Genomic DNA, 12,963 nt, shown 5'->3' with positions numbered 1-12,963 from the left:
TCCGTCTTGTGGTTTCAATTGCTTCGTCAACTGCAAAACTCCGCAAATCTTGCTGCACAGTACGGATTTGAGATCATACTGAAAGCATTGCCAACTCGATCTTATCGAGAATGATGCAAGATCTGAGATAATGTTTTTGATAGAGACGCAGTAATCGCAGCAAACTCTGGAAGTACTCATTCGCAGGTGTGATATTGCCGTAAACAAAGCTGATCGGATTATTAATCTCATGTGCTACACCCGCGACAAGCTGCCCGATTCCTGACATTTTTTCTGTCTGTATAAGCTGCGTTTGAGCTTTTTGCAAATCTTGGAGGGCATGGTGAAGCTGTTGGGCTTGTTCTCGCGAATGGGCTTCTGATCGACGTAATGCAACTTCCGTTTGCTTGAGACTTGTAACATTGTGAAAAACTGCAACTCCACCTTGGATCTTGCCAGTCTCATCTGGCAGAGATCGTGCAGTGACACTCAACCAATTTTCCACCAATGGCTCAGCAGTGCGGGCAAAAACTTCGGTTGCATCGACCGACTCACCTCGAAGTGCTTGCATGAGAGGAAATTCTTCGATTGGATAAGGTGTGGTTTGGTCGGGTAAAAACAGACCTTGGGTGTCTCTCCAGGTTCTTGCCCAATTCGTTAAAGATGAACTTGCGCGAATCCCTAAAATTGTTTCAGCGGCAGGATTCAGAAACACAAACTGACCATGCTGATCAGTCACAACAACTGGATCACCAATACTGTCTAACATAGACCGCAGGGCTTTTAGGGTTGTTTCTGCATGACTCAGCTGTTGTGTATGTTCTTGAAGTTGTGCGAGCGCTTGTTCTAGCTTTGTCGATTTGCTAGAAGTTTCTTGTTCATAGACTTCCAGCAATTGTTCTAGGGTTACAATCTGTGCCTTGAGTTGTTCAATTTCTGCTGATTGATCGGTTTCGATGACTTTGTTTTTTGGTTCCACGACAATTACTTAAGCACGGACTACACAACGAAAAACGGACTGCTGGTCGAATGGTAAGACTGCCATTTTGATGTTGAGGGTTAAAGGCTTAAAAAGCTCAGCAATGTCCCGCTGAATTGCTATTTTGGAGAATAAAATAACTGCGATTAGGTTTCCAGAAGGCAACATGCCTCCAAAACCAAGGACTGATTTGATTTGGAACGGGTGAATAAAGTCTTCTTGAGCCGGAATATGAATCGAGCCTTTGGCTTCTGGAATATGAAAAACGTTGTAGGTGCGCTCTTGTAAGTTGACTAGCAGATCGGGATCAGGAGACAGTACGTTGTTAATGGTTAGCCCAAGTTGGGAGATCAATTGGGAAATCATTGGAGCTTGAGCAACGATTTGTTCACTAGGTAATGGAATGGCTTGATGCCCCCTTGAAGCAGCGCGATCGTTCCATTCGAGTTGATCTCCTGCTGTTGCTAATAGAGTTAGACACTTCATCTCTGGCTGTGCTGGTGAATTGCTCAGCATCCGATCAGCGAAGTGTCGAAGTTCTGGATCTAGATCATGATAGGCATGAGTTTTAAAGAATCGAACTAGCGCGAAAGCATTTTGACCTGTTTCTGGGTCTAGAAAGTGCTCGTAGAAATAGCGTGCCGTCCGGTTTGCAACTTCTTCCATGCTGTCTGCTCCGGTGCCTAGCTTGCGCAGAGCCGCACCACACTCAGTCATATCTCCTAGGGTAAACTTGGTTAAGCTATACATAGTTACAGGCACTGTAGTTAGTTTCTTTGTGCACTCAAGCAGGAAGTCTTTACAAAAGCACGGAAAGTCTCTCAGTGCATGAAACGTAACTCCTACTCAAACAGTCAATCTTGCGATGTCTATAAGATTCCTGCTGACGTTCGCTGTCTAACAATGTGCTTTGCTCACTCATTCTTCTGATGGTGCGGATGCTGCTCTCAGGTGAGCATGTCGCGATACTTTATATGTTGTTCAAACTGCTAAGCCGTGCATCAAGCTTTTTTGCTACTGGATAATATTGGTTTACTACATGCATGTATCTTGAGGATTGAATGAAACTAGCGTCCAACTCAATCTTTTGAGATTACGATCGCTCAACGAAAAAATCTGTATTTCATTTTTTACTTTAGTAAAAAGATTTTTTATTGAGGAGCAAGTATATGGCTTAAGTTACAAACTCTAAACTGAGTACCCAGTAAACGAGCCATATTACACTTTGTTTTCAGTGTTGCCGCGATCGCACTTTTCAAAAGAGAAGCTCAACCGTCATCGATGATCAGACTGGCTCAGAAAGAAACCGAATATTGTGTTCTTAGAAACGAGTCACCTATCTCGAACACATCCTCGATCGCCAAAGAACCGCGATCGTCATCTACTATCGCGGTGAAAGAGGACAATCCGCCGCAATCAGTGAGCTTGATCCAAACATTTACACCATTCCCAAAAACAGTAGAATCTCCCTAATTGGAAGCACAATGAACGCAGTCTATCTAGCTGATACTCTACGTCGTAACTGAGCATAACCCGATCTCAAGATCGATTGAGCCGGGAAAAAGGGAGCAGGTTGCAGTCGCAGACGTATAACCATTACGCTGATCAATATAAACGTTCTTCGAGATGTCTCCAACGAGGCCCCAACTGGGTTGAATAGTCTCGCAGCACCTCGGTGCCAATTTGGCGGAAAACGAATGTTGCCTATGCAGACATTTGTGATATCCTAAAAAAGGTCAAGCGATGACTCATAAAAAATATCCAATACTTTCTGCTGTTGGATTATCCTTAAATGATGATTTGATCGCTGAAACCTTATATCGGGGCGTAGCGCAGCTTGGTAGCGCACTACTTTGGGGTTCCCGTAAGAGAGAAATAAAATATCCTCTGAAAGCCTGTCACAGACGGGCTTTTGACGTTTAAGGTAATTTTATAACTCTCTAGAGAAATGCAGGTCAAAACACTGATTCTTTCGTTTAGGTCTTAAAACTTTGGCGGAAAATCGGTAGAAAGTTTTGAGGGTCTTTCAAGTCATTTTTGGTTTCTACCACTTTCACGGAGTCTGAGAATCCCCCCTGGAGCACTCAGTATGATTAAGGTGAAAGTAGAGGTCGATAAAGGTTCTATTCGGCTCCGTTGGACGTATCCCAAGGGTGTTAGGAATGCCTTATATGTTCCAGGGGGCATGAGTGAGATCGCAAAGAATCAAGCCGAAAGAAGGGCTTTGGAGATTGAAAGTGACATCCTAATGGGTACTTATGATTTCACACTTGATCGCTATCAATTCCATCAAGCCCCCCTGGCGATCGCTAACTTAACTGTGATCGCACTTATGGAGAAGTACATTGAGCACAAATCCCATGAGACAAAATCAGAGAGCCTCGAAAAGTACCTTGCAACATTGCAAAGAGTCAAGGAATTCTACAAACCATCGGTGAAAGCAATTGCGATCGACCTTGAATCCGCTGCGAAGTTTCGCGATTGGTTGAAAACCCTCAAGAATAATCAGGGGTTGCCATTATCCAATGTGACGATTAAAGAACGTCTGCAAATTCTTGCAAGTTGTTGGAGTTGGGCAGAGGTTGAAAAAATCGTCTCAAGTAACCCCTGGAAACGTGTCAGCCGCACCATAAAAAAACAGAAATCTCAGCCAAAACCTTTGAGTCCCGGAGAAGTATTAAAGGTCATTTCGACTTACCAAAGTGACCCCTATTACTCTTTCTACACAGATTTAGTTCGATTGCTTTTAGGAACAGGCGCAAGATTTGGTGAGATTGCCTGTTTAACTTGGGGGGATGTTTCAGAGGACTGCGATCGCATTCACTTCACTAAATCATTCTCCAGGGGGGCTACTAGCCCGACGACCAAGAATGAGAAAACAGGTTGGGTGAACCTCCCAAAAGCTCTACAGAATCTCTTAAAACGCCGAAAGCTCTCTAGAACATCAGATAAAGCGTTGTTATTCCCTTCAAGTCGTGACGGCTCCGAAATTAAGGATCAAACATTCCGAGGAACTTGGATAGTCATCCTGAGAAAAGCCAATATTGAGTATCGAAAGCCCTACAGTACTCGATCCACACTTATCAGTTATTGGTTAGCTCAAGGGGAAGACCCTGCAACGATTGCACAGATGACCCGAACATCCGTAAAGATGATTTATGAGCATTACGCAGGGTCAATAAAAAGTGATGTAGTACTCCCAGAGATGTTTGAAGATTGATAATCAAAAAGTGACTTTCCTATCAACCCCTGGGACTATTCAACATTCTCTAAGGATCGCTGAAATTCGCTCTATAATTGATCTAGAGAATTTCTAGACAAATGAGTGATATCCAGCTAGCAACCTTCGAGATTAACTTTGAAACTTGGCAAGAATTCAAAGACAAAGCTTCTCAAAATCATCGGAGTGCTTCATCAGTGCTTCGAGAATTTGTAGATGCTTATCTCCAAGGTGATTCACATTCTAGAAGCGTCTCAGACAGTGATGAGGATTTGGTGAATCTGATCCAGGGGATGATCCGAGAGTCTTGCAGCGATCGCATAGATGCCATTGAAAATCGCGTAGATGCGAATGAGAAAGTCTTAGGTCAACTTGGAGATAAATTCGTAAAAATTTTGAATGTTTTGAAGATAACTAGAGGAGCCTGAAAATGCTTGGAGCCGTTCGATCAACTGTACCCGTTTCAACCGCAACTACACCCCCCTGGATCACTGCTAATCTCCAAAACGGTTGGACTAGCTTTACCGATCAAAACACCGTGTATCCCCCTGTGTCCTACCGAAAACACCTAAACGGTATGGTTGAGCTTCAAGGGATGGCTACTAAAAATTCTCCAGGGGGTTCAAACGTTCTTCTAAACCTACCTGGAGAATTTCGCCCGAATGTCGCAAAACGCTTTCCGGGATCTGATCCGAATCCCTTCTCACTCATCATTTATCCATCGGGGGATTTACAGTTAACCTATCTCACCGCAACCATATCGAGCATTGCTTTTATCCCCCTAGATGTGATCCAATTCTTTGCAAATTAATCAAAGCTAAAAAAACCGGAAAAGCTAACTGCGGAAGAGTTACAAGAAATTAAAACAACCCCCTGGAACTCTTAGAAGGTTCCAGGGGGTTAAAGTATCAAGCACCTTTTGGATAGTCAGGGTGAATCGTCAGATCTAGTGGTTTGCCTCTCAGTTTTTTGTTGATGCCCTCTTGAGCGATCGCAACCATTTCTAGGAGTCCCGAATCGTCAAATCTTGCAAGCCATAAGTAACCGTCTAAATCGCTTCTCCCAAGTGCTCTAAAGGCTTCTGAAAGGTTCTTACGGCAAATCTCAGGATCACCATCACCGCACCAACCGAGAGCAGTTGAAATTAGTCCGCTTGCAGCCCCCCAAGAATTCAGAGTTTTGCCTTGAATGCCACTTGACAGGGGGTGCATAAAAATTGTGGTGCGATCTATCCCTACCCCCTGGAAATTCTCAACTACTTTAATGGGTGAGTCAGGACTCGGAAAAAACTCCAGTACGGCACAAGCCCCAATACTGAGAAATACGCCATCATCCGAGACTCTCACAGAATTCTCTAGGGGGACTTTGAGGGATGTTAACTGCTCTGCTAGCAGTCTCCCTAAAGCGTGTTGATAGTGCTTCTGAATGCCCCGATTGAGATGATTGAGAATCTTTTGAATGAGTGCTGGGTGTGCTTCAGTGTGTTGAAGCAACCAAATTCCACAGTAGCGATCGCCAAACTCATGAATCACTTTTTGGGCAACCTGTAGACCTTGAGAGAAGTTCTTACGCTTTGCAACTCGCTGGAAGTGGTTGTTAATCCGGCTTAAAAGTTTCATGCCAGCGGGTTTGAATGCTCTCTCGAATTTCTGATTATCTTGCTTCATCTTTTTAGGGGGTGTTGCGAGTGTCTTCATGGTTTTTGGTAACTCACTAGTGCGCGATTATGAACGAGTTTTCAAGGGTTTCAGAGGTTTAGAGGTTGTCACCATGACTCTGAGTTCCCAGGGGGTATCAACGAATTTTCAATGGTTTCAGCGGTTTTGTGTGACTCTAGACTCTCTGATCTGGATTTTCGATTTTTGGCAACCCCCTGGAACTCTTTGGAGCGATCGCGGGATTTTTGAAAGTTCCAGGGGGTTTATTTACTCAGAATCGCTTGAATACTATCCAACTTGTTTTTTAAGTCACGGTTCTCAATCTCCAACCGTGTAATAGTGTCGCTATAAGATTCTGTTAGTGGTTCATGTTGGGTTGGGTTATCAAGTACAGATTGGAGTCTCTCTAATCTCTCTGAGAATGCGGGGGAAGCTTGATCTAGAAATTCCCTAGCAGCATTCAAAAAGTTTTCTACCATCTGTTCATTAGCTTGTCTGATTGCTGTAGCTTTTGAATTCCCTTTGTACCCTGATAGTGTTTGCATCTGCTCTAGCGTTGGAACAGTGATTTTCAATGAACCCGATATAGTCCATTGGTTGTACAGGTTGAATTGCTTCTGTTCACCGGACTTTTTTGAAAAACGGTAAATCTTACCTGATTCCTGTACCTCAAGCATATCTGAGAGTACTTTTGTGATTTCACCTAATCGCTCACTGTCAGTCCCATGGGGGAACCCAGAAATTACAACCGCATCTCCCACAAGTAATTCCGACAATTTCATGATTTAATCTCCTTTAAGTTAGTGACCCCTGGAACTCTTAGGAATTTTACGATCGCTTTGAAGGCTCCAGGGGTTGGTTGTCACATATCCAAATCATCAAGGTTATCCAGGGGATTAGATTCTGATTCTTCCTTGGGTAGATTTGGAGCTTTCTCTACGGGCTGAAGGGGTTGCTGAGAACTATTTGAAGCCCCATGAGCGCAGACAGACAGGGCAAAAGTGACAGTCTCAGCCTTGTTCCCCCGCAATCTGGGGTATCGGCTCCAGATCATTTCAAGGAATTCAGCAACTACCGGGGTTTCACTGATAGAAAATCTGGGGGTTCTCTGCTTACTTGGCATCTTTTTCCTCTAAAGCTTTTGCAAGGGTAAATACGCCTTCAACATTAGCGCTTAGAGGGTTGTTAACAGGAGTGTAGCCCCTGGAAATTAACCATTCACGTACACAGGGAATTAGAACGGCTCCCCCAGTTGCAAAACGGTTTGGGCATTCTGCCAAATGGTGTTTTGCGAGTCCTTCAATATCCCCTACAACCTTCTCTAACCATCTGTGGGCTTCTCTGGTAACTGCCGCAGAGAAATCAACCCCCTGGAACATATGAGTAGGGTTATCGATGACTGAACGAGATTCCTGATAGGTCATCACCCGTTTAAGGGTTTCATTGACTTCTCGACATTTTGCAAACTCAGAGATGAGTCTTGCAGTTCCCTGATCAATCAGTTGATAAGGTTGATCACACCCAGTCATCAGTTTTAGACCCGAATAGGGAGCAATCATTATAGTTTGACCCCCCAGATCCAATAGAAGGTTAGCAGTGGTTGTTGGGTTCTGTGATTTGATTGCTCCAACTCCCTCGACTAACACGCGATCGCATTTAACAGTTATCTCTTTTACTTCATCATCTTTTACGAAAGTAAAGACACCATTCAGAGCCTCTTTCATCTCCGCTCTGTAGGCTTCAGGGTTATGTACAGAAGTGTAAGCAGTAATTGAATCACCGTCTGTAAGGTCATCCCACATGCAATGAATCAATGCTGGTAAAACCCAAGTAGCTTTCCCGTCAGGAGTATCCTTAATCCATTTGGCTCCAGGGTATTCCCCAATCCCAAACTGACGGGTTAAAACTTCCCCTGATTGGCTAACCTTACCGTTCTGGCTGTAAGTGTACTGATCGACATCTGCACTAACGAGAGATTTCACAGTTTTGTGGATTTTATCCCCAAAGGTTACAGACCCACTTTGACGATCTGTAGGAGCCTTTTTGGTCATCTTTGCGTAGACCACATCAATGTTTTGATTGCCCGGATCAATGCTTGCAAGGAATTCTGTAGAAGGTTTGATTCTCTTTTTTGTAGCAATGCGCTCTGTCGTCTGCACCATCTTAGACCTCAATTTTTGACTTTCTTAGGACGCTACCTTATTGAATAATTTCGGTAGCTATTTGGTAGCTTCATAAAAATACTCTATCATATAGGGCTACCAAATGGATACCATTATGCATGCCTTTTCAACCATTTTTACGCATTTTGACCGACTCCAGGGGCTTTCTCTGCTCTACAAATCCCCCTGGAACCCTTAAAATAATTCCTAATTTTTGCCTGATTTATTATTAATAAATCTAGAAAAATTAGGGATATTTTTAATAGAATAAAAGCCACTTTTTAGACTAGACTTTTCTGTCTACAACCTGTCTACAGAGCGTCTACAGTTGTCTATGGGAGCGTCTACAACCTGTCTACAGAGCGTCTACGGCTAAAACCATGAAAACCCTGTAGACAATGCTTAGCAAGACTGTAGACGTTGTAGACACCTTCCCAGAACCCCTAAATAACCCGAAAATCGAGGTTTTTACCCGCTCCAGATGCCACACCCTTCCCCCAGTATTCAAGTAATAGGAAAAGAATACGGATATTGTCAGCAGAAAATTTCTGTGTCACCCTGGAACTCTGATGAATTTGACGGGCTGTAACGGGGTTATTGCTAACACTAGCGATTCTAAGAATCTCCTTACAAACCTCATCAAAAACCTCTGAATGGGTGCTCTTCAGCATTTTTACAACACTCATCCACCCTGGTTCAGTATCTTCAATCAACTCGGATCGATCAGGTTCAGAATCACAATCGAGCGAGAACATTTTTTCGAGTCTCTGAACTTGCTCCAGGGGGCTGGACTTAATCCCCTGGGGGTTGCCCCCATTGTCCAATTCAGGGACACTTGCAGGGAACCATTGACCATCTGAGTAAATCAATGCTGGGTGATCTAAACCCTGAAGGGCATTTTGTAATTGTTCTCGGAGTTCTGTATTTTGTTTGGCTCCCAGTTTGAAAATACGATCGTCGCTCATTGCTTTAGCGATTCCTTTCTTACCAGGGAAAATGACCGTAGCATCATTTCTTGCTTCTGCACTCACTCCAATCTCAGCACCCGATAAACGAACCGAAATTATGCAGAGACGGGATTTTACTTTTCTTGCTACAGTCGTTTGTTTTGTGACCCAAGAATGCACTAAATCCTTACCTCCTTCGCGTTTCTGGAGAGTTCCAATCGTGTCAGGAGCCTCTTCAAAAATTGTGAACTTCGGCTGAAAGTTATCCTGACCATTCCTGTAGAGGGCAGTTCGGCTTTCAATTTCCTGAATATCACTTTCCATAAATTCCAGCATTGCCTTGTGTTCTGTTACCAATTCAGCATCAACCCAATCAGACTTCCGACCGTAAATGTCGATCGCTGTGATTCGGGGCTGACCCCCTGGAAAAAGAACATGCTTCGCTAGATATTTTGCAAGTCTCGATTTACCTCCCCCCATTGGTGAAATAATTGCTAGGGTTGGATGCTCATCTGGATCAGCTAAATTGCTCCAGTCAAATAACTCTAAGGTTCCAGGGGGATTAGACTGAGCGCTAAGGACTCTCAGTGTGTTGCTACTGGGTCTACTTAGAATGTTTGCCCAAGCAGCAGCATTATATGTAAGAACCTCATCAATTTTGTTTGATGTCTGCTGCGACCATTTTTTATCTTTTCGTTCGGACTCTGCCATAGTGCAAAGCCCAATACTAAGCAATGCACAAGCGGCACGTACACTATCCCGATTCTTTGACCATCCTTGGGTTGCAATGATGCTTCCACAGGTCAAAGTTAAAGCAAGACCCACTAACCCAAGTTGATAGATCGAGTGAATTGCCGCAAGACGTTTATAGGCGTTTTGGATTGGCTGTTGCATGTTTCAAATCACCATGAAAATAACTGTGATGAGCACACCTAGACAGAAAAATAAAAAAGCAGAACTAGCAATCGCTCGATTGTAGGGGGAGAGACTTGCCCAAGCTGTCAGGGTGATCAATAGAGCAAGACAAGATAGTGAAATGAAAATTCCTAACACCCCTGGCAATGCTGCGATCGCACTAGGAACCATTGCACCAAAACAAAAGAGCGCGGGGAACCTTATTGACCACTCTTCAAAATCTGGAAGGGGATAAGCAGGTTTTACAAGATTTGGGATATTGACCGCTTGATTCTTCTCATAAACGGTGATCTCATTCTTTCCATGACTTGTCTGCTGTTGAAACTGGGGGTTCTGTTGAAGTTCCAGGGGGTCTTGATTCGTAAAATTATTCTGCATTATTTAAGCCCCCATGATGGAATCTGTTTGTTTAGCTCTTCAAATCTCTGGAGCGTGTTCACATAGGGTTGTGCATGATTGAAAAGCTCATGAGCATACCAACCTCCAAAAGCACTCATTAGAGTCCAAGCAGTGATAGCGACTGATGTGATAGTGCTTTTGATCATTCGTCCGATTAGTCTCATCTCAATCTCTCCTGATAAATAAAATGCGTATTCGTTGTTTGAGAAATCCTTGTAGCCAGCATTGTGAACACCCCAAGACCAACTAAAAGAGAGGCTCCAACACTCGTCAACAGGATCGCTAACTCATCCGGTCGGCTGTCTTTCAATTGTTGAAGTTCTTTCTGAGCTTTAGTGAGTTGGTCTTGAGTCGCTTGTAACTCTAAGCGGGTCGCGTGTTCCCCTTGGTGATCTATGAGTTTGCTGTAAGTTGTTTTTTGATGGGAGCGAAGCTGTTCAACTTCTTGACGCAAGCGCTCTAACTCATCCCCAATCTTGGGTGCTGTTTGGGCTTGCCCCTTGAATGCCGCCCCAGTTTTGGGGATTCTAGTAGAGCTTTGTTGCATAAGAAAGAGTGTTATGAGATCTGCAGAAAACTTAGGGCAGCCCCCTGGAAACCTTCGAGAGTCTTGCGATCGCTCTAGAAGTTCCAGGGGGATTTAACTAAGCTGGGACGGGGTTTTTAAGCCACTCTGAGAGCACTTTGAGCAAGCAATGAGCCTCTTGAACATCGGTCTCGGAGCACCAATCGAAATCGATGGCTTCCATTGAGCGATAGCTGGTGACTGTTAGAACCACTGCATTACCCTCTTCATCAAAGAGGTACTCTCCAGAAACTTCATCACCCTCGAAGGTTTCGGCATCTTCTGAAGAGAGAAACTGATGCAACTTTTCTAGGTCGGTTCGAGAGCACCCAGAAAATACTTGAGTAGCTACTTGACGGACATGAACTTTAGGATTAGTGATTACTTGAGGCATAATTGAAAAAGCTCCATGATTTTTGTTGAAACATCCTTCCCCTAGGACTTTGCAGAGTTCCAGGGGGTTTTTGATTTAGCGCTTAGCGTCGAAATTGGTGATCATTGGACGATCTACGGGGGTTTCAAGATCCCGACCAATCACCGTGAGGATCGACCCGAAAGCGAGATAACCCACGCAGATGATCGTTAGACCAATAACAATTTCGCGAATTTGAGAGGGCATTGTGAAAGCTCCAGGGGGGTGTGAACGGGATCAAGCTTGCAAAGTGACAAGCGGTTTTTGTGGGTTTGACGTAGCAGTTTTCCCACTCTGCGATCGCTCTCAGTCTGCAAAGTCCGTTCTTAAACTCTCTGCACTGTGAACAAGTTGAAGAAGGTTTTGAGAGCGTCTGAAGTGGCTCTACCGGAGGTTTCGGAAGTGTTAGCATGATGTTTTAGGATTGTTGTAGAGAACTTTGAATCCCCCCTGGAGCTTGTGGAGAGTCCAGGGGTTATTTTTGGTTACTTCTGAGGGGTTGGCAGAGCAGGCAAGGTGAGCGTAGGAACCGTGAGCGAAACCCCGAAGCTCTGAGATAACCAGGGGGCTAGCTCGGACTCGAAGTAGTTCCGAGTGCTATTACCTAACTCGATAGTGCGAACCCGAATCGATTTGAGCATTTGCAGAGCTTCTAGAAAGTCTTGCCAGATTTGCTGGTAGTCGATCGATAGATGCCAAATCCCTTGGCTATTGCAAACTTTGATTCGAGCGTTCAAGTAGGCTCCAAGCAACATCGAAAAGAGAATCGTGAACATTGTGAAATCTCCTGAAATTTTTGAAAGTGGTTTAGATGCTCCAGGGGGGAGCAAAAGCACATCTCAGAATCGGACTGAGAACCCCTACGGTGTTGCGGGGTGAACCATCTGTGCTGTGCAGTTCCGCTTAATCACGTTAAATAAGGTCACTGCCAACTCAATACGCTCAAGCCCTAACACTTGAGAGGAACACCCGTGAGGGCTGTTTTTGAAGGTTTTTCGGTAGCCCTTCAACCGTCCAGGAGTGCTATGGTCTAGCGGTTCAATCCGCTCCACTGCTGTTGAGTCCTGTCGTCCCACCTTCCAACATTCGGGGGTCGGTTCCTAACCCTTAACCCTGGGTGCTAGGTTTGAATCAGAAGCTTAATCTTCGTTCCCTAGCTTTCTTTATCTGAGTCCGAAAAGCCGTTTTCATCGATTCAGAGTTCCTTAAGAACCCCTTAGATTAAGCAGTAGTGGTTGTGTTCAAGGCGGTTGCAATCCCGCTTTATACTCCTTTACCAGACACCCCGGAGTTTCTTTAGTGGTCTACCGTTTCTCAGGTGGGAGAGTCTCACCTTCCGCCCACTTTGTTTCGGGGTTCTTCCCCGTCCGGGGGGTCAACCGGACTCACCCTTGGGGTTGTCTCTCCCCTCGACAAATTCAATATAATTCAAATCTAATATGTTTGCAATATATTTGAAATAGATTATGGCAAGAAATTTCACGAATTCCATAGAGAAACCGTTATAGCTAACATATTGCAGACATATTAGATTTGAATTAGAGTGTTGGGGTAAATGATTTCAATTGCCCCTATGGGGTCGGAGCACAGTATCATGCAGACATTACAGAACTTCCCAAAGCACTTCTTTGAGGCAATTAACGCGATGACTCGGCACAGAAAAGCAATAACTTTTACCCTGGATACCTTAGTTATTGATGCGATCCAGAAAGTAGCAGAGTCTCATG

General features: G+C 44.3%; 14 protein-coding genes. 3 read left to right on the top strand and 11 right to left on the bottom strand.

Features of this window, described 5'->3' with window-relative positions:
• Positions 1 to 73: 73 nt before the first annotated feature.
• Together J0L70_RS26875 and J0L70_RS26870 are read right to left on the bottom strand one after the other, a co-directional pair.
• Complete coding sequence (locus tag J0L70_RS26875; protein WP_287456528.1) at positions 74 to 958, bottom strand: PAS domain S-box protein; 885 nt, start codon at positions 956 to 958, stop codon at positions 74 to 76.
• Positions 959 to 967: 9 nt separating this feature from the next.
• Positions 968 to 1,708, bottom strand: coding sequence for a hypothetical protein (locus J0L70_RS26870; protein WP_017287483.1), 741 nt, complete (start codon positions 1,706 to 1,708; stop codon positions 968 to 970).
• 1,339 nt (positions 1,709 to 3,047) lie between these two features.
• Here J0L70_RS26870 and J0L70_RS26865 point away from each other — a divergent pair.
• The 3 genes from J0L70_RS26865 (at position 3,048) to J0L70_RS26855 (ending at position 4,989) form a co-directional block, all read left to right on the top strand.
• A complete protein-coding gene (locus J0L70_RS26865; RefSeq protein WP_287456527.1) occupies positions 3,048 to 4,178 on the top strand; it encodes a site-specific integrase in 1,131 nt (376 codons plus the stop codon).
• A gap of 101 nt (positions 4,179 to 4,279) precedes the next feature.
• The gene (locus tag J0L70_RS26860) at positions 4,280 to 4,606 is read left to right on the top strand and encodes a hypothetical protein (RefSeq protein ID WP_287456526.1); all 327 of its coding nucleotides are present in this window, start codon (positions 4,280 to 4,282) and stop codon (positions 4,604 to 4,606) included.
• A gap of 2 nt (positions 4,607 to 4,608) precedes the next feature.
• Positions 4,609 to 4,989, top strand: coding sequence for a hypothetical protein (locus J0L70_RS26855; RefSeq protein WP_036044586.1), 381 nt, complete (start codon positions 4,609 to 4,611; stop codon positions 4,987 to 4,989).
• Between the two features lie 97 nt (positions 4,990 to 5,086).
• Here J0L70_RS26855 and J0L70_RS26850 read toward each other — a convergent pair whose 3' ends face one another.
• From J0L70_RS26850 to J0L70_RS26810, 9 genes are all read right to left on the bottom strand, one after another.
• Entirely contained in the window at positions 5,087 to 5,875 is a 789-nt protein-coding gene (locus J0L70_RS26850) for a hypothetical protein (protein WP_287456525.1), read from the bottom strand.
• 224 nt (positions 5,876 to 6,099) lie between these two features.
• Positions 6,100 to 6,618: a hypothetical protein gene (locus J0L70_RS26845; protein ID WP_287456524.1), complete on the bottom strand. Its 519-nt coding sequence runs from the start codon at positions 6,616 to 6,618 to the stop codon at positions 6,100 to 6,102.
• Positions 6,619 to 6,948: 330 nt separating this feature from the next.
• Positions 6,949 to 7,998 carry a hypothetical protein gene (locus J0L70_RS26840; RefSeq protein WP_287456523.1) on the bottom strand — a complete coding sequence of 350 codons (1,050 nt, stop codon included), beginning with the start codon at positions 7,996 to 7,998 and terminating at the stop codon, positions 6,949 to 6,951.
• 443 nt (positions 7,999 to 8,441) lie between these two features.
• Positions 8,442 to 9,839, bottom strand: coding sequence for a hypothetical protein (locus J0L70_RS26835; RefSeq protein WP_287456522.1), 1,398 nt, complete (start codon positions 9,837 to 9,839; stop codon positions 8,442 to 8,444).
• A gap of 3 nt (positions 9,840 to 9,842) precedes the next feature.
• Complete coding sequence (locus J0L70_RS26830; RefSeq protein ID WP_287456521.1) at positions 9,843 to 10,238, bottom strand: hypothetical protein; 396 nt, start codon at positions 10,236 to 10,238, stop codon at positions 9,843 to 9,845.
• 181 nt (positions 10,239 to 10,419) lie between these two features.
• Positions 10,420 to 10,806 carry a hypothetical protein gene (locus J0L70_RS26825; RefSeq protein ID WP_287456520.1) on the bottom strand — a complete coding sequence of 129 codons (387 nt, stop codon included), beginning with the start codon at positions 10,804 to 10,806 and terminating at the stop codon, positions 10,420 to 10,422.
• 97 nt (positions 10,807 to 10,903) lie between these two features.
• Positions 10,904 to 11,218 carry a hypothetical protein gene (locus J0L70_RS26820; RefSeq protein ID WP_287456519.1) on the bottom strand — a complete coding sequence of 105 codons (315 nt, stop codon included), beginning with the start codon at positions 11,216 to 11,218 and terminating at the stop codon, positions 10,904 to 10,906.
• Positions 11,219 to 11,721: 503 nt separating this feature from the next.
• Positions 11,722 to 12,012, bottom strand: coding sequence for a hypothetical protein (locus J0L70_RS26815; RefSeq protein WP_287456518.1), 291 nt, complete (start codon positions 12,010 to 12,012; stop codon positions 11,722 to 11,724).
• Positions 12,013 to 12,096: 84 nt separating this feature from the next.
• A complete protein-coding gene (locus J0L70_RS26810) occupies positions 12,097 to 12,312 on the bottom strand; it encodes a hypothetical protein (RefSeq protein ID WP_287456517.1) in 216 nt (71 codons plus the stop codon).
• Between the last annotated feature and the right edge of the window lie 651 nt (positions 12,313 to 12,963).

Source organism: Leptolyngbya sp. UWPOB_LEPTO1 (genome assembly GCF_017302695.1).
GTDB lineage: Bacteria > Cyanobacteriota > Cyanobacteriia > Leptolyngbyales > Leptolyngbyaceae > Leptolyngbya > Leptolyngbya boryana.
Note: the sequence above shows the minus strand (reverse complement) of the source record. Positions and strands in the feature narration are given on the sequence as shown.

What these genes read in the sequence shown, in the direction of transcription:
- J0L70_RS26850 (WP_287456525.1), bottom strand. Translation starts at nt 5,875, where the DNA reads ATGAAGACACTCGCAACACCCCCTAAAAAGATGAAGCAAGATAATCAG.
- J0L70_RS26865 (WP_287456527.1), top strand. Translation starts at nt 3,048, where the DNA reads ATGATTAAGGTGAAAGTAGAGGTCGATAAAGGTTCTATTCGGCTCCGT.
- J0L70_RS26840 (WP_287456523.1), bottom strand. Translation starts at nt 7,998, where the DNA reads ATGGTGCAGACGACAGAGCGCATTGCTACAAAAAAGAGAATCAAACCT.
- J0L70_RS26820 (WP_287456519.1), bottom strand. Translation starts at nt 11,218, where the DNA reads ATGCCTCAAGTAATCACTAATCCTAAAGTTCATGTCCGTCAAGTAGCT.
- J0L70_RS26870 (WP_017287483.1), bottom strand. Translation starts at nt 1,708, where the DNA reads ATGTATAGCTTAACCAAGTTTACCCTAGGAGATATGACTGAGTGTGGT.
- J0L70_RS26860 (WP_287456526.1), top strand. Translation starts at nt 4,280, where the DNA reads ATGAGTGATATCCAGCTAGCAACCTTCGAGATTAACTTTGAAACTTGG.
- J0L70_RS26855 (WP_036044586.1), top strand. Translation starts at nt 4,609, where the DNA reads ATGCTTGGAGCCGTTCGATCAACTGTACCCGTTTCAACCGCAACTACA.
- J0L70_RS26845 (WP_287456524.1), bottom strand. Translation starts at nt 6,618, where the DNA reads ATGAAATTGTCGGAATTACTTGTGGGAGATGCGGTTGTAATTTCTGGG.
- J0L70_RS26825 (WP_287456520.1), bottom strand. Translation starts at nt 10,806, where the DNA reads ATGCAACAAAGCTCTACTAGAATCCCCAAAACTGGGGCGGCATTCAAG.
- J0L70_RS26835 (WP_287456522.1), bottom strand. Translation starts at nt 9,839, where the DNA reads ATGCAACAGCCAATCCAAAACGCCTATAAACGTCTTGCGGCAATTCAC.
- J0L70_RS26830 (WP_287456521.1), bottom strand. Translation starts at nt 10,238, where the DNA reads ATGCAGAATAATTTTACGAATCAAGACCCCCTGGAACTTCAACAGAAC.
- J0L70_RS26815 (WP_287456518.1), bottom strand. Translation starts at nt 12,012, where the DNA reads ATGTTCACGATTCTCTTTTCGATGTTGCTTGGAGCCTACTTGAACGCT.